Below are 18,886 nucleotides of genomic sequence, written 5' to 3'. Positions count from 1 at the left end.
GCCGGAACAAGCGTTAGCGTACCAACCAAAGGATTTCGAGATGGATGGACCAGTCTATTCGCGCCCGGCAATCAGCCTGATCACCGATGGCCTCGGCCCCCATGGCTCATCGCTTTACATCGGCGGCAGTGACGGGGCGAGCGATCTCGGTCTGCTTCGCCGGCATGGCATTACGACCGTTGTCAATTGCGCCGTCAATCTTGACATAAACTACGTGCGAGGTGAACCGGAGAGCGAAGACGTCAGGGCCTCAGGATATGGGGATATTCGCTACTACAAGGTCGGTCTGATCGACGGGGAGGGAAGTCCCGATACGATGATGCTCGGGGCTTATTACATCCTTGATGGTGCCCTGCGCCAGACCATGCCGAAGCGGCATACGTACCCCTTCGCTGATGGCGGAAACGTATTGGTCAACTGCAGGAGCGGCCGTAGCCGTTCTGTCGCGCTCGTGGCGCTTTGCATTTATAGGCAACAGCGCGACCTTTTCCCAACAATCGAGGACGCCATTTCCCACATTCGCGAGCGCCGTGAACTTCGCCCCGAAGAATGGTTCGAGACGCCCAAACCAATGCTTTTGGCGGCAGCGAAGCGAGCCTCGAACTGGATTGATACCATCGAACAAGGAGCGACCGGCGGATGAGCGTTCGCCGTTTCTCCGACATCGCGGTGATCGCAGACGCGCATTTCCATGAACTGAACAGCGATTTCTGTCTTTCAGGAGACACTGCGGACGGTGAAGGGATGTCCCTGCGCAGCTGGGCCGACACGCGTCAATCGACGCGTGTCTTCAATGAAAGTGCTGGCGCCTTAACAGCGGCACTTGACGAGGTCGCCAAGCGGCGTGTCCGCCACGTCGTTCTCCTTGGCGACTACACCGACGACGGGCAGAAAAGCACCACCGAAGCTTTGGCCAGCATCTTGAGACGGTACCGCGATGCTCATGGAACGGCATTCTACGCGTTGCCTGGTAATCACGACATCTTCGGGCCTTGCGGACGCCACCACACGAAGGAATTCTTGAAGGACAACGGCAATACCATCCTGATATCCAGCGACGAGACGCAGGCTGGACCGGGTACCGTGATCAACCGAGCCATGTATTGCGCCGGATATCCTAAAGGTCTCGGTCCGATGGCCGAGTTCGGCTACTTCAGGCGAGCGGAGTACCTCCACTGGGAAAGTCCCTTCGGGGGCTCCGACGCTTCGTGTGACCGTCTCTATGACGCTGCATCGCCTGACGGGCGGAATCAATACCGGCTGATGGATGCCTCCTATCTTGTCGAACCAGAAGACGGGCTCTGGCTCATGATGATTGACGCCAATGTGTTTGAGCCGCTGAATGGCGCGTTCGGGCGTGGAGAAGAGGCGGCATTTACCGACAGCACTGCCGGTGGCTGGAACGCAATGCTCCGCGCCAAGCCCTTCATCCTTTCCTGGATGAACGACGTCGCGCAACGCGCGCGGATGCTGGGCAAGACGCTCCTTACCTTTTCGCATTATCCGGCGCTGGATCCGTTCGACGGTGCGGCAGAGGCCGAGCGGTTCCTGTTCGGCGAGACGAATGTCGTGCGGCGCACACCTCGCCAGCCGGTCCAGGACGCGTTTTTCACAGTCGGCATAGAAGTTCATTTCAGTGGCCATCTCCATGTCGAGGGGCTAACCCGGAGGACACGCGCCAATCGAAACTTGACGAATGTCGCGGTTCCCTCGCTTGTTGCCTTTCCGCCTGCCTTCAAGGTCGTGACGCTCTCCAGCGACGAGATATCGGTCGCGGCCATCGAGCTGGCTTCCATTCCCGTCAATCCGGCAATCCTGGATGGATATGCAAGGGAAGTGGCATTTCGCGGGGAAGAGGTCGATCGATCGTTCGCCTCCAGCAGCTACGGTGAATTTTTGCGCGCGCACAAACAGGCGCTTGTCATCCATCGCTATCTTGCGAAGGAATGGCCGGCCCAGGTTGCGGCTTCAATTGCCGTCATGAACGTTTGGGAAGCGGCCAAATGCGTGACAGACGCTCTGCCCGCTCTCGATCCTGCAACGATCGAACTCGCCAAAAGTGTTCCGATGACCGAGCTCATCGCTGATTGGTACTGCCTCAGGCAGGGCTCTTGCCTGGCCTTCGGTCATGTCGAGGCCGAGAGGCTCGCACTCTATCGCATCGTTGCGGCGTGCTGCGGGCAGCAACCGCAAGCCCATGACAAAACGACAGAGGGCTTCCTGGCGATCTTCTTCGGTGCATTGGGATCCTTCCTCGATCGCGCTCAGAATGCCGGTAAGTCGGTTACGATAAAGTTTGACGACGTCATGGACAGAATGCCCGCTTGAGCGAGGCAAAAGTCCGAAGCGGGTGGGCGGCGTTAAGTGGCCGCCGCGAAATAGTGAGTGATGCTAATGGAATCGGCGATTGTCAGCGTCAATCTCTTTGGCGCAGTTGCGCTCCTGCTCTTTGGCCTCAGCCAGGTCAAGGACGGGATGACACGTGCCTTCGGCGCGAAGCTTAGGGTTGGCCTGGCAAGGGGAACGCGCAGCGGCTTTCGCTCGTTGGTCGCCGGCTTCATTGCGACAATTGCTCTTCAGAGTTCGACCGCAACCGCGCTCATGGTAGCATCATTCGTCGAGCGTGACCTGATTGTCCCGGCAATGGCCCAGATCGTTCTGCTCGGAGCCAATATCGGCACGGCTGCCACAGCCTGGATCGTGGCGCTTGGTCTTGAGTGGCTGTCACCGCTCCTTCTTCTTGTCGGTGCTGTCCTGATGCGCCGGCGCTCGACGGCGGTGCAGGGGACCGGCGTTGCTTTGATCGGCGTCGGCCTGATGCTCTTGTCGCTTCATTTGCTTTCAGCAGCGACGGAACCCTTGCGCCAATCGCCGGCGCTGAGCGTCTTCATCAGGATGCTTGGAAACGCGTGGCCCGTCGCTTTGCTGTTTTCAGCATTCCTTGCCATCCTGGCATCATCGAGCCTTGCGGTCGTCGTGCTCATCTTGTCGCTCTCGGCAAGCGGTCAGGTCGACACCGGTCTAGTCATCGTGCTGATCCTTGGAGCCAATCTTGGCGGCGCCGTTCCCCCCGTGCTAGCAACGCTGAAAGCGCCTCCAAGCGCAAGGCGGGTCGCGGTTGGCAATCTGATCGTGCGCGCTGCGGGTGTCTGCCTTGCTCTGCCATTGGCAGGCTACGGTGCGTTGCTGTTGGAGGCGTCGCCGCTTCCACATCCGAATTTTGCAGTCGATGCGCACCTTGCCTTCAATCTCGCCCTTGCGCTTGTAGCCTGGCCCTTGTCGAGGGTACTCCTCAAGGCGACGAGCTCCCTATTACCCGACCCGAAGATGGATGACAGCCAGACCAGTTTTCTCGATCGCGGCAACCTCTCGCATCCAGTCGCCGCCATGGCGGGCGCAAGCCGTGAAGCGATGGCGGTCGGAGACCTTGTCGAGCGAATGCTGTCGCAGGCAGCCAGCGCAAATACGCGCAATGACCAGGCAGAGCTCGCAGGCATCATCAAGCTTGAAGGACAGGTCGACCGCATACAGCATGACATCAAGGTCTACATCGCAAAGCTTGGTCACGATGGCCTGAGTACGGCCGAGCATCGGCAGTCGATGGATATCGTGGAATATGCAATCAATCTGGAGCATATCGGCGACATCATCGAAAAGGGGATCGCTCCTGAAATCGCCAAGAAGATCGACCGCGGTCTGCAGTTTTCTGAAGAGGGACACCGCGAGATAACGGCTTTATTCGCCCTGACACTCGACAGTCTTCGCATGGCACAGGCTGTCTTTTCCACGCGCGATCCGGATCTTGCCCGGCGCCTTGTCGAGGTCAAGGAAGAGGTGCGTCGTCTGGAGAAGCAATCTGCTGAACGCCATTTGCAACGACTTCGTGAAGGCCGGCTCGATAGCGTGCAGACAAGCTCGCTGCATCTCGATCTGTTGCGCGACCTCAAGCGGATACATGCGCATCTGGCATCGGTTGCGCATCCCATTCTCGACGATAGCGGCCTTTTGATCGAAAGCCGCATTCGCCAGGGAGTCTAGCGTGCCGTCGTGCGTTCTACCATTGTTACGGAAACGACTTGTAGCCTCGTTTCCGCCTCGTCATTGTCCAGGGCGCCAAGCACTTTGTCTGTCAGTTCCTCGAGCGACTGGGCGACAGTTGTGAGCTGGTATCCCTTCCAGCCGGCTTGTGGAATGTCATCAAAGCCGATAATCGAGACCTCCTCGGGAACCCTGCGGCCCATCTCAAGGCGAGCAGCATCGAGAAAGCCCAGAGCAAGCAAGTCGGTAACACAGAAAGCACCGTCGATCGCCGTATCGGTGAGTAGTTCGCAACCGGCCCTATATCCGCTCTCGTAACTCGTCGGGCCATCGGACCAGGCCACGACCTCGATGCCTTCAATACCCATTCGCTGGCTAAAGGCATGGGCTCGCCGTGTCTGTGCCGGTGTCTGGCTGCTGCCGGAGACAACGGCAACCTTCTTGCATCCCGCCTCAACCAGACGCATGGCCGCGAGGTCCGCCCCATGTGAATCGTCGCTGAGAACCATGTTGGTGTCCGTGCGATCGAGCCTCTGATTGATGAGAATCAGTCGGACACCATTGGCAATGCACTCATCAACAATCGATGCGGGCGGCTCGCCGGACAGGACCACGATCGCCTGCACCCTGAACTCAAACAACAGCTCAATCAGCGGCGCGATGTCCTTGCGAGCATCGGCAGCATTTAGAAGCAAGCATTGCAGCCCGCGGCGCAAAAGCCCGATACTCAGAAGATCGAGCTGCTTCGAAATGAATGGAGAGCCGAGATTGGCACCGACAACACCGATCAGATTTGACCGATCGCTGTTAAGGCCCTGGGCCAGGCGATTGACCCGATAGCCGAGTTCCCGCGCGGCTTTCAGAACCTTTCGCCTGACAAGCTTCGAGACGCTCCCACCTGGAGTGAACGTCCGCGACACGGCGGAGCGGGAAACACCCGCCCGCTTGGCTACATCTTCAGCTGTTACAAACGTTGTTGCCATATGCCACTTTCAACAAATCAGCGCGGTTATCACAGGCCACAAAGCTTCGACTTTTCCAACCGGAAAATTTCTCGACCGGTTCGCGCTGCAAAAAGTCGGGATTCGCAGGCGGCTCCAGCTTTGGTGCGGAGAAGATGCATGCGGTCGAAACGGAGCGTTTATTCCATCGCTCAATCGATTGACTGCAAGCCCGTTCGAAAAATATCATATACAGCAAAAAATAAGCATGAAAAAACAACGGCATAGACGTTGCGCACGTGTGCAATTTTCTGTTGACAAATATGCCGATTACGTGGATCATGCATTCTATAAGCAGGAGAATATGGAATATTTATTCTGTATTCTCCTGTGACAAGCACGCCGGAAGGAGCTGGCCTGCTTGGTGGGAGGCGGATCGCGACGGTCCACCTTCGGAGGACATTTTCGTAACCCTTGCTGGGCGAGACCGTGGTGTTACCGCGGACGGCTTGTTGCGCCCGGAGTGCTGGCCGACCAGCTTGGGCTGCGAACATGACGCGATGGGAGGAACGGTTGAGTTTTTACAGTGAAGCCATGAAAGCAGAAGCGTCTCATAAGAACGCACTCGCAGCACCGTCCAACTGGCAGCGGTGGCGGTACCGTCTGAAGATTGCCTTGCGTGAGCCAACGACCCTCGTCGGCATTTTTGTGGCTCTGCTCTTTACCTACCTCATAGTCGTGCCGATCATATCGATCGTGCTCGACGCGGTTAGGGTGCAGTTTGGTCACGAGCGCCGCCTCGGCAAGGAGGTTGGAGACCTAACCCTTTACTATCTCGACCGGGCATTCTTCTCGCCGGTTGCCTCCGACCTCTTCTGGTACCCGCTTTTCAATACGCTGACAGTTGCGCTTGGCGCGATCGCCCTGTCTCTTGTGATCGGGACGATGCTTGCCTGGCTGATCAGCAGGACGGATATGTTCGGCCGCCGATGGTTTGCGACCGCGCTCATCGTGCCTTACATGCTTCCCGCCTGGACATTCGCGCTTGCCTGGACGACCTTGTTCAAAAATCGCACCATCGGCGGCACGCCCGGCTGGTTCGAAGCCATGGGTATGACCCCACCCGACTGGGTCGCCTATGGACGCTTCCCGATCACGATCATCCTGGCCCTTCACTATACCCCGTTCGTCATCCTGCTTTTTGGTTCGGCCCTGCGTCGGTTCGATTCACAACTTGAAGACTCGGCCCGCATCCTTGGCGCCCGCCGGTATCAGGTCGCAATCCAGGTCATCCTCCCGCTGATGCGCCCGGCACTTCTCTCGTCGATGGTTCTGATCTTCGCGAAATGTCTGGGCGAATTCGGCGTCCCCTATGTGCTCGGCCTGCCCGTGAAGTTCGAGGTGCTCTCGACGTCGCTTTTTCGCAGCATCGCGTCGCGCCAGACAGGTGTCGCCGGCGTTGTGGCTGCCTCGATTATGGTCATCGGCATCATCACGCTCATGATCGATGCGCGCCTGGTGAGGGAAGCCCGGCGGTTCGTCACCATCGGATCGAAAGGGTCGATGAACCGGCAAAGCCGGCTCGGCAACATGCGCATCCCGGCAACCGCATTTGCTGCGGCGATCTTCGTTCTGAGCGTCGGCTTGCCGATCCTGACCCTTGCGCTCTCTACAGTCATGAAGATCCCCGCGCAGTTCACCTTCGATAATTTCACGCTGGACTACTGGATCGGCACGAACCTTGACACCGTGGCGTTGCAGAGCGGCATCCTGCTAAGCCCAGACCTTTGGGCGGCGGCCAAGAATACCATGATGATTGTCGGGCTTGCCTCGCTGACATCGGGAATTCTTGGCCTCTTCGTTGGCTATGTCGTGATCCGCACACCGGTGCGTGCACTCTCCGTGTACCTTCGCCAGGTCACTTTCCTCCCATACCTTGTTCCCGGCATCGCATTTGCAGCCGCTTATCTCTCGCTCTTCGCAGTGCCTCGGGGCCCGATGCCGGCGCTTTATGGAACAGTGACCATTCTTGTGCTCGCCCTCATTGCCGACCAGATGCCCTATGCCTCGCGTGCTGGCATTTCGGCGATGACGCAGCTTGGAAAGGACCCCGAAGAGGCCGCGCAGATCGCCGGCGCCGGTTGGCTGCGACGCATGGTTTCGATCGTTATCCCGATCCAGAAGGGGTCGCTGGTAACAGGTGTCCTCCTGCCGTTCATATCAGGCATCAAGGGCCTCAGCCTCTTTGTCATTCTCGCTGTGCCAAGCACTGACGTCCTTACGACCTACTCGCTCCGACTGGTCGATTACCACTACACGCAGGCCGCCAATGCGGTGGTCCTCATCATCGCCGGCATCGCCTATTTCGGCACGCTGCTCGCTCAGAAACTCACGCGCACAAATCTTGCAGAAGGACTTGGAAGCTGATGCCCACTATCAACCTGCGCGGTGCGCAAAAGAACTACGGCATGAACTCGACAAATGCTGTTTCCGATCTCGATCTGGAAATCCGTGATGGCGAATTCATGTGTCTCCTTGGCCCTTCTGGCTGCGGCAAGACCACGACATTGCGAATGATCGCGGGGCTGGAAAACCTCTCCGGCGGCGAGATCATGGTTGGCGAGCGCGTGATCGACTCCGTGGCCGAGGGGATATTCGTTCCGCCGGAAAAGCGGGAGATGGGCCTCGTCTTTCAGAGCTACGCACTCTGGCCCCACCTGACAATCGAGCGCAACACCGATTTCGGCCTGCGCTTGCGAAAGCTGCCGAAGGCAGAGCGTGAGGCGCGTGTCGAGAAGGTGATGCAGGCTCTCGACATTGCCAAGTACCGCGACCGCTACCCCTCGCAACTTTCTGGAGGGCAGCAGCAGCGCGTGGCGCTCGCCCGCATGCTTGCGGTCAACCCGGGTGTCCTGCTTCTTGACGAACCTTTGTCGAACCTTGATGCGAGGCTTCGTCTAGAGATGCGCGCAGAGCTCAAGCGGCTGCACAAGGAGTTCAAGACAACCATCGTCTTCGTCACTCATGATCAATGGGAAGCGATGACGCTCGCGACAACGATCGCCGTGATGAACGAGGGCACCCTTCAGCAGATGGGAACGCCGAACGACATCTATGACAAGCCGGCCAACCGCTTCGTTGCCGAGTTTGTCGGAAGTCCTCCGATCAATATCCTGACCTTCGGCAAACCCGGTGCCTCCGATATTGCCGACAAGGCCGAAGCCTATTTTTCTGCACGCTACTCAGCTTTGCGGGGCATCGGTTCGGTTGGCGTGAGGCCGGAGGCAATGGGCTACGTCACCAGGATCGAGGACGTGCCTCAAGGTGAATTTTCCGCAGAAATGACGGTTACCGGCGTCCTGCCGACGGGGGGCAGCTGGATCCTTGAACTGAGAAGCGACAACCACACGCTCTTTTTGACCACCCACGCATTGCCGCGTCTCGAAGGAGGCGAGCGCGTGTTTTTCCACGCACCGCCAGAAGCGCTCCATGTCTTCGACGCGCAGGGAGATCGTCTCATCGAGGCAGACATATTGCTGCGCGTTGGCGTTTTGAACTGACTGAATAACGTTCTTACTGAAGGAGGAGCAGTATGAGGCGCATGATGAAAGACAGTGCTCGCAGGTTGCTTTGCGCGGCATCAATCGTTGCGACAACGGCGGGAGCTGCAGGCGCGGGCGATGGTTTTGACCTCGACGGGCTCGTTGCAGCCGCAAAAAAGGAAAAGCCGATAACGGTTTACGACAGCACCGGCAAGATCGTGGAGATGGCGAAGAACTTCGCCAAGAAATACGGTCTTGAGGCGGAAGGTTCGAAGGTGAAGGCGTCGGCCCAGCTTGAGATGATTATCCGTGAAGCACGTGCCAACAACATTCAAGGTGACGTATCGATCATCAGCGACGCGCCTGCCGCCGTCGCCCAGCTTATCCCGCAGGGTTTTGCGGAAAGCTGGCTGCCGCCCGACCTTGCCGCCAAGATTCCCGTCGAATACCAGGATCCCTTGACCGTGGTCACAAGCGCCAATGTTTGGTCCTACAACACGGCGCTTTTCGACAGTTGTCCAGTCAGTAATATTTGGGAGCTCACCGAGCCGAAGTGGAAGGCTAAGGTGGCCATGCAGGATCCGCTCGGAAAAGCCTCCTATGTCGACTGGTTCAACCAGATGGCAAAGCACGGGGACGAAGAGGTCAGGGCGGCCTACAAGGCGCACTACGGAAAGGATCTGCAAACAAATGAGACAAGCGCCACTGCGGCCTGGGTCAAGGCGCTCGCCGCAAACGCGCCGCTTCTGACTGATGCCGATGCCGCCGCTGCCGATGCGGTAGGCGCTCCAGGTCAGTCGCAGCCTTTCATGGGGTTGATCAGCTCTGCCAAGTTTCGCGACAATGCCGACAAGGGCATGAAACTCGGTCTCTGCAAGGACCTGAAGCCATGGCTCGGCTGGCTTTACCCGGGCGTCGGTCTGATTACCAAGGGTACTGACAGCCCGAACGCGGCCAAGCTCTTCGTCCACTTCATCATGACAGAAGAAGGCATCACCCCACAGGCGATCGACGGAAAAATGTCGACTAACAAGGATGTCAAGCTGCCGGCGGACGAGCCTTCGGGAATTGGCGCCGCGTTGAACCAGCTCCTGCCCTATTCCATGGCGACGAGCCTTGACGACTGGGATGCTCGTGAGACGTGGCAGGACTTCTGGCGAATGAACTACCAAAAATAAAACGGGTACGGAGGAAATACATGACGAACTTGAAGAAGGTCAGGGCTGCCGGACTTGCCTATGTTGCAGCAATCTCCGTCGCTTCCATTGCCAGCGAAGCGGCCCGAGCCGCCGACGCGTTCGATCTCGGCGCAATGATCGAGGCCGCCAGACAAGAGCCGCCGATCACCGTCTACGCCGTGACCGGCAAGATTGTTGATACCGCGCAAGCCTTTACCAAGAAATATGGGGTTCAGGCGAGCGGCAAGAAGGTCAATGAGGCGACACAGGTCGAACTGTTGATCCGCGAGCGCCAGGCGGGCAATGTCGTCGGTGATGTCAGTGTTGCAACGGATGTCGCTTCTGCAATGGGCGAACTGTTGCCCGAAGGAATTGTGACGAGCTGGACGCCTCCGGACATCGAGGCGGATATCCCTGAAAAGCTTCGCAATCCGCTGACGGTCGTGTCCGACGCACATGTTTGGACCTACAATACAGAAAAATACGCTAAGTGCCCTGTCACCAACATCTGGCAGCTGACCGAACCGCAATGGAAGGGAAAGCTCGCCATGCTCGACCTTTTCGACAAGCCGCTCTACGCTGACTGGTTCAATCAGATCGAGATGCATCACGACGCCGAAGTGGCCAAGGCATACGAAGACCTCTACGGCAAAAAGCTGGATACCGGCGGTGCGACCGCCACTGCCGCCTGGGTGAAAGCTTTCGCCGAAAACGGGCCGCTTCTTTCGGATTCGACGACGGTCGCCGATGCTGCCGGCGCGCCAGGGCAAGCCGATCCGTTCTTCGTCATTACCTCGACAGCGAAGTATCGGGACAACGAGGCCAAGGGTCTGAAGCTCGGACTGTGCGCCGGGATCAAGCCATTTTCCGGCTTTCTCTATCCGGGTTTCGGTCTGATCGCCACCCAGACCAAAAGCCCGAATGCGGCCAGGCTCTTCGTCCACTATCTGATGACCGAGGAGGGAATTGCACCACAGACTGTCGACGGGAAAATCTCTGGCAATTCGAAGATCAACCTGCCGCTCGACGAGCCGTCTGGTGTTTCACGGCATATCGACGAGCTCATGGCATTCGATTCATCCACGGCGGCGGCCGATCTCGACAAGCGCGAGAGCTGGCAAGACTTCTGGCGGACGAATTACCGCAAGTAAACGCCGGTCAGAGTCAACGGGGGAGGAAAGCAATGAGAAGCATGTCAAATCTGAAGTGTGTGGTGATTGCCGCCCTCGCGGCCGCCTCAGCAATTCCGGTCGCAGCGGCCGACGAATTCGACCTTGAAGCTCTGGTTCAAGCGGCAAAAGCCGAAAAGCCAATCAACGTCTATGACAGCACCGGCAAGATCGTCGAGATGGCGGAAAACTTCACGAGGAAGTACGGCATCAAGGCAACAGGAATGAAGGTCTCGGCAAATAGCCAGCTGGAGATGATCATTCGCGAGAGCCAAGCCAACAATGTGCAAGGCGATGTCGTCCTGATCACCGATGCGCCGGCAGCGCTCGCGCAGCTTCTGCCCGAGAAATTCGTCGAAAACTTTGTCCCGGCCGACAAGGCATCGACGATACCTCCACAGTTCCAGAATCCATTGGCGATATCGACCAATGCCAATGTCTGGGCCTACAATACCGAGACCTATGAAAAGTGCCCGGTCACCAACATCTGGGAACTGACGGAGCCCAAGTGGAAGGGCAAGGTTGCGGTCATCGATCCGTTGACGAAAGGCAACTATACCGACTGGTTCAATCAACTACAGGCCCACGGCAGCGAGGCGGTGGCCGCGGCATACAAGGCTCAATTCGGCAAGGAGCTGGAAACTGGCGAGAAGAGTGCCGCTGCGGCCTGGATCAAGGCTTTCGCTCAAAACGGGCCACTTGCAACGGATAGCGATGACAAGGTCTCGGAAGCAGTTGGCGCGCCGGGTCAGAAGGACCCGTTCTTCGGGCTGTTGAGTTCGGCGAAGTTTCGCGACAACCAGGACAAGGGATACAAGCTCGGCATTTGCACCACACTCGAGCCTTGGGTAGGTTGGAACTACGTCAAGCTTGGGCTGATTGCGGCGAAGACGCAGAGTCCGAACGCCGCCAAGCTCTTCATCCACTACATCCTGACAGAAGAAGGCATCGCGCCGCAGATGAAGGACGGCAAGCTCCCGACAAGCACGGCAATCAAGATGCCCGACGACGAGCCATCCGGGTTGATGAGGATCTCGACCAAGCTGCAGGCCTACGATTCCTCCACAGGGCTCGACGATTTCGACCGGCGCGAGGAATGGCAGGATTTCTGGCGGGTGAATTACACGAAATAGCTGGAATTGGCGCCGTCTTGCCGGCGCCAGCCGACATTAGCCTCGCACATCAAGTGGATTACAGAAGATGAAAAACCGTGCCCCTGGCGATCCGCCGCATTTGGACGAAAAGACAATTGCCCGATCAAAAAAGCTCACCGAGATTGCCAAGGGCGCGGCACTTGCCGTTCACGATCCCCTCATCAAGGCATTCCGTTCAAACGTCGCTGTCGACTACAAGGTCGATCTCCACGACGTCGTTACTGTCCATGACGAGCAGGCGGAAAACACGATCCGGAATTTTATCCTGGAGCACGAACCGGATTCCGCAATTATGGGCGAGGAGGGCGGACAGACCGGTTCGGGCCACATTCAATGGTATGTCGATCCGATCGATGGCACCTCCAACTTTGCAAGAGGGCTCGCATTCTGGTGCGTCTCGGTCGCTGCAGTCATCGAGGGCCGCGTTGTGGCCGGCGCTATCTACGATCCCGTGACAGAGTTCATGTTTTCCGCGGATCTGAGCCGGTCCTATCTCAATGGCAAAATCTTGCAGTCTCGCTCCATCCCGGATGAGACACATGCGACCTTGATAACCGGCTATCCGGTTTCACGAGACTTCCGGATTGACGGTCGGGATGCGGCCCTCGCCAATCTGGGGGAGCTGGTCGAGACATTTTCGACATTGCGCCGTCCCGGCAGCGCGGCGCTCAGTATCGCCCATGTCGCCGCCGGCTGGGCCGATGCTGCGGCGGGGTTCGGCGTCAACGCTTGGGACGTGGCGGCAGCAACGCTAATTCTCAGGAACGCGGGAGGCCGATACTATCCCCTGACCCTCGGGAAAGTTCCGGCCGGTTCGACGGAGTTCCTATGTCCAGGATACGTCGCGACCGGGCAGGGTGCGATATATCCGACATTGGAGCGCGTTGCGCGTCAAATCAGCGAAACAAGAATTGCTCGGGCCGCTGCCTAGCTAACACCGTGCGCGCGATCGGGGTTGCCCGTTTTCCAGGCGCAGGTTCAAACATCCAGCGGTCAAATGGAGAAAAAATGACCCTAACCGAACGCACCAGTGAAGCAGCCGCGGATACCCTTCCAAAGCTCAGTCTAATATACGAAGCCCACCCACTCTATGGCGTAGACCTTTTCATTTCCGGGAAAGAAGGAGCGAGCGATCTTGAACTTTTGAGAAGCAGGGGGATCACGACCGTCGTCAATTGCGCCGTTAATCTAGACTTCAATTTTGTCGAGAAGTCCAACCTTGTTTCGGATCATCAGGGAAGCATCTACGGGCCGGGCGAAATCCGCTACTACAAGATCGGGTTGATCGACGGGGCTGGGAATCCGGATACGCAAATGGTCGCCGCTCATTATATCTTGCGTGCTGCACTCGAGCAGGTGTTGCCTGACAAGCCGTCCTATCCGCGACGAGAGAAAGGCAGTGTCCTCATCAACTGCCGTGGCGGCCGGTCACGTTCGGTCGCGGTCGTCTCGCTATTTCTGCACCTGACATTGCCGTCGCAATTTCCGACGCTAAAGGACGCGATCGTCTTCGTTCGGTTGCGCCGTGAGCTTCCCGTCGAAGAATACTACAAGGCGCCGAAGCCGGTGCTTGCCGAGGCAGCGGAGCGCGCAGCCGGCTGGATCAAGATGATCGAAACGGCGTCGTCGCAGGCATCGAATTGAAACAAGGATCGCAACCAAAAATGTTGTCAGCATATGGTTAGGGCACAAAGTCGGCTCTGTGCCCCAAAAGATCTCGAGGCATTCAGGCAGATGATTGCTACGCGCCTGCTCGTCTTTCCGGACCGGTCGGAACGGGTGGCAAGGCTTGCTCTCGACAGGCCAGAGGCTATCGCCTTTGGAACGCTGCAATCGGTGGCACGGGAATGTGCAGTCGCAAACACCACCGTCTTTCGAGCTGCTCAAGCCGCCGGTTTTGACGGATTTGCCGATTTCCGGATGATGTTCATTCGACATGTCCGGTCAAGGCATAAAGAAAAATAATGCTTTAGTCCGGAGCGATACGCCCCACACAACGAGTGCCAGGATTGGACACATCGCCACGGCCAGCCATCCAGGTGTCACACCGGCACTCCACAGCGTCCCGAAAACTCAAGGACACTCCAAGAGCCAGCTTCAAAATTCCTATCCCACAACCAAATTGCAACAAGAGTGTTGGTTCGAGAATGCAGGACGCAAATCTTATCTTGTCATCGCCCTTGATGAGCGCAATACGTGGATCACTAAGTTGCGCAGAGCCCGGAGGGATAGCAGGCTCTCACTGGGCCAGGCTGACGCCATGTCACGTGGAATCTCATGACCTGTGAATGCAAAAGGCTCGATCGAAACCTGCGCATGAGGTGCGTTCGCGAAGTAGCGGTGCCCCCGGATTGCGCCGGGCTTGTTTCAAGTGGCGTCGATGTGGTCGGGGGCAACTGCCCGAACCTGCAGGATGCGGTCGATAAGGCCCCATTCCAATGCCTCTTCCGCCGTCATGAAGCGGTCGCGATCCATCGCTTGCTCGAATTCTTCGTAGGTACGGCCGCAATGCTCGGCATAAAGCCTTGTCATGCGATGCTTTGTCTTCTGCATTTCCTCGGCATGGATCAGCATGTCCGATGCCTGTCCTTGGAATCCGCCTAGCGGCTGATGAATATGAATGCTGGCATTGGGAAGCGCAGTGCGTTCGCCCGGCTGGCCGGACATCAAAAGGAACGAGCCCATCGAGCGGGCGGTTCCCATGCACAGCGTGTGCACAGGGGCGTGAATGTAACGCATCGTATCGTACATCGCGAGACCGCTGGTTACGACGCCACCTGGCGAATTGATGTAGAGATGGATTGGCCTTTTGGGGCTTTCGGCTTCGAGAAACAGCAATTGTGCGCAGACAAGCGCCGAGACCGTGTCGTTCACCTCCCCGTTGAGGAAGATGATCCGCTCACGAAGCAGACGGGAATAGATGTCGAAAGACCGCTCTCCTCTGCTGGATTGTTCGACGACCATAGGGACGAGTTGCATTGCTTCGCGCATCGGCGAACTCCAATCATTCGAGATTTTTCGGGGGCTTGCCGCGTCAGGCGGCGAGCATGAGGGGCGGGCTGTTGCCGTTGGCGACCGTTTTCGCCAGCCGCTCGAAGGTCGCGCCGGTCAGCTCGTGGAGGATCCGCAGGCTGGTTCCGCCCGATCCATTCGGGGCGATCGTGAAGGTGACGGTGCTTTCGAGATGGGGCGGGGTATCGTCGCGCATTTTGTAGCGGATTTCCTTGCCCGGCGTTTCAGAGAGCGACTGTGGCTCGGCAAGCGCCTCCTTCGGCAGCCACTTCTCCCGGAATTCCGCGATGCTGATCGCCTGCCAGACTTTCTCCGGCGACGCGTCCAGTTCGTATCTCTGCTCGAAACCGCTTTCCGGCACCTTCGCCTGCACCTTGGCCTTCACGTCGTTCATTGATCCATATCCTTCAGCAAGAGCTTGAGAGCGTCGATGCGAGCCGGCCAGTAGGCGCGGTATTTCGCCAGCCATTGCGCGATAAGGGCCAGCCCGTCGGGATCGACTTCATAGTTCACGAAGCGGCCCTCCTTTTGTTCACGCACCAGCCTTGCCGCTCGCAAGACCGCGAGATGTTGGGACATCGCCGGCTGGCTGATATCCATGCCCTGGCGCAGCGTAGTGGCGTTCATGCTGCCGTTCGCGAGCTTTTCGAAAATCGTGCGGCGGGTCGGATCCGCCAGAGCACGGAAAATATCATGTTCGATCATGATTACACATAAGCACACACTTATGCGATTCGCAAGCCTGCCTGGAGCAGTTTGCAGTTTTATGGCAGGCTTGCCTGTCTGGTCCATGCCGAGTGACGATACTCAAACGCATGAGATTCCTGAGCGGCGGGCCAAATGAACAACTGTGTAGCCGGGGGGATTCGTTATGATGGACAGGAGGAAGGGACACTCCTTCAAGTCAAACCTGTCAAATTTGGATCCGCCTGTATCATTGCGACAAGCTCCAAGCCTCGTTTGTATTTCACGGGATCTGATCCTACCACGTTGGCCTGCTGCAAATTGTCTTGGAGATCGGCGATCTTTACAGGGCAGGCGATCTTGTTTTCGACTGCTCGAATAACAAACTGATCGTCGGTTTCGTCCTTGCGGCGGGTCAGAGCGTTCACCGCATCAATGACGCCATTGCTGAAGCCCAATTGTTGAAGACGTTCGAGGTTCCACCCGTCGCACTTCTCCACGATATCGTGAAGGAATGCGACTGTCTTTTCTTTTGCACCTTCGACGCGATCAGCCACTCGCTTGCAGTGGCTGATGTACGGATTGCCGGTCTTGTCCATCTGCCCCTCGTGAGCTTCGGACGAAACCTGTTGCGCCAACTCGAGTTCAGATACCTCGTCTTTTGAAATCTCGCCATGTTTTGACATCGAGCACGTCCTCCGCAGCGAAAACGCAACGGCTGTCTTCGCGGTTCCGCCAGCAGGCGCCGACATCGTCGCAGTCAACAAACAGTCAGATGACAGTTTGAAGCCCGAGTTCCACTACTCTGCCACTGGGAAGGCCGAAGTAATCGGTGGCATTGCCTGCGTTCTGCGCGAGAACGATGAACAGCCGATCCTGCCAGAAGGGCATTCCGCCCTTCTTCGAAGGAAGGATGGTCCGGCGTGACAGGAAGAACGACGTCGACATGATATCGAACTTCAGTCCGAGCTTACGCACAAGCACCAAGGCGCGCGGAATGTTCGGCGTCTCCATGTATCCGAACGTAATCACCAGTCGGCTGAACAGAGGACTGAAACTCTCGAGAAAGATCTTCTCCTCGTCAGGCACGAACGGCTCCGTCGCGGTGACGACGCTGAGGATGACATTGTGCTCATGGAGGACCTTGTAGTGCTTCAGGCTGTGCAGCAACGCCGTGGGCGCGCCTTCGACGTCGCTCGTCAGAAAGACGGCCGTTCCGTGCACAGTGGGAGGCGGCCGCTTGGCAAGCCTGTGGATGATACCCTCGAGCGGAACTTCATCGGCACGTGTGCGGGCGGCCAACAGTCGGCGTCCCGCCATCCACGTCTGCATGATAAGGCCCATGGTGCATGCCACGGTGACCGGAACCCATCCTCCCTCAGGAAACTTGGCGATATTTGCGACGAAGAACCCGGCGTCAATGAGAAAGAGCGGGACGATGACGGCTGCAGTGGTCGCGGTCGTCCATTTCCAGATGTGCTTCATCACGACGAAGAGCAGCACGCTGGTGATGAGCATCTCGCCGGTAACCGCGATACCGTATGCGGCAGAAAGTCCGCTCGAACTCCTGAAATACAGAACGAGTGCTACGACGAATACGAAAAGGAACGCGTTCACTTGCGGCATGAAGATCTGACCGGAGTGTGTTTCCGAGGTGTGCAGGATCTGGAGACGCGGTAGCACATTGAGGTGCATTGCCTGACGAACAAGGGAATATGCCCCCGAGATAACTGCTTGGCTCGCAATGACCGTGGCCGCGGTTGCCATACACACGATCGGCACCCGCGCCCATTCCGGATGCATGTCAAAAAAGGGATGCTTCGTCATATCCGGGTTTGCAAGCACGAACGCACCCTGTCCGAAGTAGTTCAGAAGCAGGCAGGGGAAGACGAGAAAAAACCATGCCGTCACGATCGGCCGTCGGCCGAAATGGCCCAGGTCCACATAGAGCGCCTCCGCCCCTGTGACCGCAAGAAACACTGCTCCTAGGACGGCGATCGCGTGCCCGACATTGCTCGAGGCATATAGAATGCCATGAAGCGGGTTGATGGCGCTAAAGATTTCTAAGTCGTCGAGAATATGGATGCCGCCACTTATTCCGAGAATTAGAAACCAGACTGCCATGATGGGGCCGAACACCGATGCAACCCCGCCTGTCCCGAAGCGCTGTACGAAGAACAGCACAGCAATGATGGTGACGGTGATCGGCACGATCCATCCGGAGAGCCCAGGGGCGACGACCTGGATTCCTTCGACGGCGGACAACACGGAGATTGCAGGCGTTATGATCGCGTCGCCGAGAAACAGGGAAGCGCCTGCGACGCCCAGAACGAGGATCCATGCCGGCTTCCCAGCGAAACTCTGGCGTGCAAGCGTCATTAAGGAGAGCGTCCCGCCTTCGCCTCGATTGTCGGCCCTCAGAACGAACGTTACGTACTTCACCGTGACGACGATCGTCAGAGCCCATACAATCAGCGAAAGAATGCCGAGCACGTTCTCCCGGTGCGATCCCGATCCTGCTGTCGCATGCAGAGCCTCGCGAAACGCATAGAGCGGACTGGTCCCGATATCGCCGTAAACGACACCAAGCGCTGCCAAAACCAAAGCGGGTAACCCGCTTCGTGTCTCAATCGCCAGTTCCGGGTCTTCGGATCGGAGTTGCGGATAGGTCACCGGGCAGTCCTGATGGGAGTGAGTATCTTTTCGAGGTTACGGCTAATGATCTCGTTGAACGTCCGACAGTTCGATTGGTTCGAAGGGGTGAACCACACCGCTGTTTGATCCGTCATTTTCTCCGACCGGCGCAGAATCGTGCTTGTCTTGCGGTCCAAGCCCTACCAAATGCTCGGAGCGTTAACTCGCGGCACGCGCGAGAACGTCAAAGCCCGGTCGCCATGGTACCAATAAACTCGTTCTCCTGACGCTGCGCCTGCCAGGATTGCGCGATACCTTACCACAGAGGTTCGCGATATTGCACAGAACCTACGCCAGAATGTTTGATTTTCAGGGACTTAAGTTGGGTTGATCGCGTGACGCCGGTTCAATTCCGACGCTACACTCAACCGAAATCGGGCAGGACCTCCTGGTTTCACTGGTCCTTGGAATGCACCAGTGCGCAGCTCTCATTCGCGTGCGCTGCAAAGCCATTCCGGTTCGCGGCATCGCCAC

The 18,886-nt window shown here is 57.7% G+C and carries 17 protein-coding genes; 11 read left to right on the top strand and 6 right to left on the bottom strand.

Going from position 1 to position 18,886, the window contains the following annotated elements:
* The first annotated feature begins 40 nt into the window (after positions 1–40).
* From IB244_RS28490 to IB244_RS28480, 3 genes are all read left to right on the top strand, one after another.
* Positions 41–643 carry a dual specificity protein phosphatase gene (locus IB244_RS28490; RefSeq protein ID WP_169681978.1) on the top strand — a complete coding sequence of 201 codons (603 nt, stop codon included), beginning with the start codon at positions 41–43 and terminating at the stop codon, positions 641–643.
* Positions 640–2,328, top strand: a complete 1,689-nt coding sequence (locus tag IB244_RS28485; protein WP_192306456.1) for a metallophosphoesterase — start codon at positions 640–642, stop codon at positions 2,326–2,328. Before IB244_RS28490 ends, IB244_RS28485 begins: the two co-directional genes overlap by 4 nt.
* Before the next feature lie 66 nt (positions 2,329–2,394).
* On the top strand, positions 2,395–4,038 hold the full coding sequence (locus IB244_RS28480; RefSeq protein ID WP_192306454.1) for a Na/Pi cotransporter family protein: 1,644 nt from the start codon (positions 2,395–2,397) through the stop codon (positions 4,036–4,038).
* On the opposite strand, the gene IB244_RS28475 is transcribed toward IB244_RS28480, so the two are convergent.
* Positions 4,035–5,021, bottom strand: coding sequence for a LacI family DNA-binding transcriptional regulator (locus IB244_RS28475; RefSeq protein ID WP_169681982.1), 987 nt, complete (start codon positions 5,019–5,021; stop codon positions 4,035–4,037). The genes IB244_RS28480 and IB244_RS28475 overlap by 4 nt on opposite strands.
* Before the next feature lie 552 nt (positions 5,022–5,573).
* Here IB244_RS28475 and IB244_RS28470 point away from each other — a divergent pair.
* The 8 genes from IB244_RS28470 (at position 5,574) to IB244_RS28435 (ending at position 13,987) form a co-directional block, all read left to right on the top strand.
* Entirely contained in the window at positions 5,574–7,406 is a 1,833-nt protein-coding gene (locus IB244_RS28470; protein WP_169682073.1) for an ABC transporter permease, read from the top strand.
* Entirely contained in the window at positions 7,406–8,539 is a 1,134-nt protein-coding gene (locus IB244_RS28465; protein ID WP_192306452.1) for an ABC transporter ATP-binding protein, read from the top strand. Before IB244_RS28470 ends, IB244_RS28465 begins: the two co-directional genes overlap by 1 nt.
* A 41-nt stretch (positions 8,540–8,580) precedes the next feature.
* Positions 8,581–9,699: an ABC transporter substrate-binding protein gene (locus IB244_RS28460; RefSeq protein WP_409564091.1), complete on the top strand. Its 1,119-nt coding sequence runs from the start codon at positions 8,581–8,583 to the stop codon at positions 9,697–9,699.
* Positions 9,700–9,719: 20 nt separating this feature from the next.
* Positions 9,720–10,850: an ABC transporter substrate-binding protein gene (locus tag IB244_RS28455; RefSeq protein WP_192306449.1), complete on the top strand. Its 1,131-nt coding sequence runs from the start codon at positions 9,720–9,722 to the stop codon at positions 10,848–10,850.
* Positions 10,851–10,891: 41 nt separating this feature from the next.
* A complete protein-coding gene (locus tag IB244_RS28450) occupies positions 10,892–12,001 on the top strand; it encodes an ABC transporter substrate-binding protein (protein ID WP_246733682.1) in 1,110 nt (369 codons plus the stop codon).
* Between the two features lie 67 nt (positions 12,002–12,068).
* Positions 12,069–12,953: an inositol monophosphatase family protein gene (locus IB244_RS28445; RefSeq protein ID WP_192306448.1), complete on the top strand. Its 885-nt coding sequence runs from the start codon at positions 12,069–12,071 to the stop codon at positions 12,951–12,953.
* A 77-nt stretch (positions 12,954–13,030) separates the two neighbouring features.
* Positions 13,031–13,666 (top strand): dual specificity protein phosphatase family protein, encoded by a 636-nt coding sequence (locus tag IB244_RS28440; RefSeq protein WP_192306447.1) that lies wholly within the window; start codon positions 13,031–13,033, stop codon positions 13,664–13,666.
* 33 nt (positions 13,667–13,699) lie between these two features.
* Positions 13,700–13,987: a MurR/RpiR family transcriptional regulator gene (locus IB244_RS28435; RefSeq protein ID WP_312867279.1), complete on the top strand. Its 288-nt coding sequence runs from the start codon at positions 13,700–13,702 to the stop codon at positions 13,985–13,987.
* Positions 13,988–14,389: 402 nt separating this feature from the next.
* Here the strand turns inward: IB244_RS28435 and IB244_RS28430 are convergent, their stop codons facing one another.
* The 5 genes from IB244_RS28430 to IB244_RS28410 form a co-directional block, all read right to left on the bottom strand.
* Entirely contained in the window at positions 14,390–15,013 is a 624-nt protein-coding gene (locus tag IB244_RS28430; protein ID WP_169681990.1) for an ATP-dependent Clp protease proteolytic subunit, read from the bottom strand.
* Positions 15,014–15,056: 43 nt separating this feature from the next.
* On the bottom strand, positions 15,057–15,428 hold the full coding sequence (locus tag IB244_RS28425) for an SRPBCC domain-containing protein (protein ID WP_192306445.1): 372 nt from the start codon (positions 15,426–15,428) through the stop codon (positions 15,057–15,059).
* Complete coding sequence (locus IB244_RS28420) at positions 15,425–15,739, bottom strand: ArsR/SmtB family transcription factor (protein WP_018859114.1); 315 nt, start codon at positions 15,737–15,739, stop codon at positions 15,425–15,427. The genes IB244_RS28425 and IB244_RS28420 overlap by 4 nt, the downstream gene beginning before the upstream one ends.
* 194 nt (positions 15,740–15,933) lie before the next feature.
* On the bottom strand, positions 15,934–16,404 hold the full coding sequence (locus IB244_RS28415; protein WP_083929902.1) for an HD domain-containing protein: 471 nt from the start codon (positions 16,402–16,404) through the stop codon (positions 15,934–15,936).
* A gap of 85 nt (positions 16,405–16,489) precedes the next feature.
* Positions 16,490–18,391: a potassium transporter Kup gene (locus tag IB244_RS28410; protein ID WP_026372033.1), complete on the bottom strand. Its 1,902-nt coding sequence runs from the start codon at positions 18,389–18,391 to the stop codon at positions 16,490–16,492.
* Positions 18,392–18,886: the final 495 nt, after the last annotated feature.

The organism is Rhizobium sp. RHZ02, assembly GCF_014851575.1.
GTDB classification, from domain to species: domain Bacteria; phylum Pseudomonadota; class Alphaproteobacteria; order Rhizobiales; family Rhizobiaceae; genus Rhizobium; species Rhizobium altiplani.
The sequence above is the reverse complement of the archived record's forward strand: the minus strand, read 5'-3'. Positions and strand labels throughout refer to the sequence as shown.

Bases quoted from the DNA above. Each gene is read 5' to 3' on its own strand.
- IB244_RS28490 (WP_169681978.1), top strand. From the start codon at position 41: ATGGATGGACCAGTCTATTCGCGCCCGGCAATCAGCCTGATCACCGAT.
- IB244_RS28485 (WP_192306456.1), top strand. From the start codon at position 640: ATGAGCGTTCGCCGTTTCTCCGACATCGCGGTGATCGCAGACGCGCAT.
- IB244_RS28480 (WP_192306454.1), top strand. From the start codon at position 2,395: ATGGAATCGGCGATTGTCAGCGTCAATCTCTTTGGCGCAGTTGCGCTC.
- IB244_RS28475 (WP_169681982.1), bottom strand. From the start codon at position 5,021: ATGGCAACAACGTTTGTAACAGCTGAAGATGTAGCCAAGCGGGCGGGT.
- IB244_RS28470 (WP_169682073.1), top strand. From the start codon at position 5,574: ATGAAAGCAGAAGCGTCTCATAAGAACGCACTCGCAGCACCGTCCAAC.
- IB244_RS28465 (WP_192306452.1), top strand. From the start codon at position 7,406: ATGCCCACTATCAACCTGCGCGGTGCGCAAAAGAACTACGGCATGAAC.
- IB244_RS28460 (WP_409564091.1), top strand. From the start codon at position 8,581: ATGATGAAAGACAGTGCTCGCAGGTTGCTTTGCGCGGCATCAATCGTT.
- IB244_RS28455 (WP_192306449.1), top strand. From the start codon at position 9,720: ATGACGAACTTGAAGAAGGTCAGGGCTGCCGGACTTGCCTATGTTGCA.
- IB244_RS28450 (WP_246733682.1), top strand. From the start codon at position 10,892: ATGTCAAATCTGAAGTGTGTGGTGATTGCCGCCCTCGCGGCCGCCTCA.
- IB244_RS28445 (WP_192306448.1), top strand. From the start codon at position 12,069: ATGAAAAACCGTGCCCCTGGCGATCCGCCGCATTTGGACGAAAAGACA.
- IB244_RS28440 (WP_192306447.1), top strand. From the start codon at position 13,031: ATGACCCTAACCGAACGCACCAGTGAAGCAGCCGCGGATACCCTTCCA.
- IB244_RS28435 (WP_312867279.1), top strand. From the start codon at position 13,700: ATGGTTAGGGCACAAAGTCGGCTCTGTGCCCCAAAAGATCTCGAGGCA.
- IB244_RS28430 (WP_169681990.1), bottom strand. From the start codon at position 15,013: ATGCGCGAAGCAATGCAACTCGTCCCTATGGTCGTCGAACAATCCAGC.
- IB244_RS28425 (WP_192306445.1), bottom strand. From the start codon at position 15,428: ATGAACGACGTGAAGGCCAAGGTGCAGGCGAAGGTGCCGGAAAGCGGT.
- IB244_RS28420 (WP_018859114.1), bottom strand. From the start codon at position 15,739: ATGATCGAACATGATATTTTCCGTGCTCTGGCGGATCCGACCCGCCGC.
- IB244_RS28415 (WP_083929902.1), bottom strand. From the start codon at position 16,404: ATGTCAAAACATGGCGAGATTTCAAAAGACGAGGTATCTGAACTCGAG.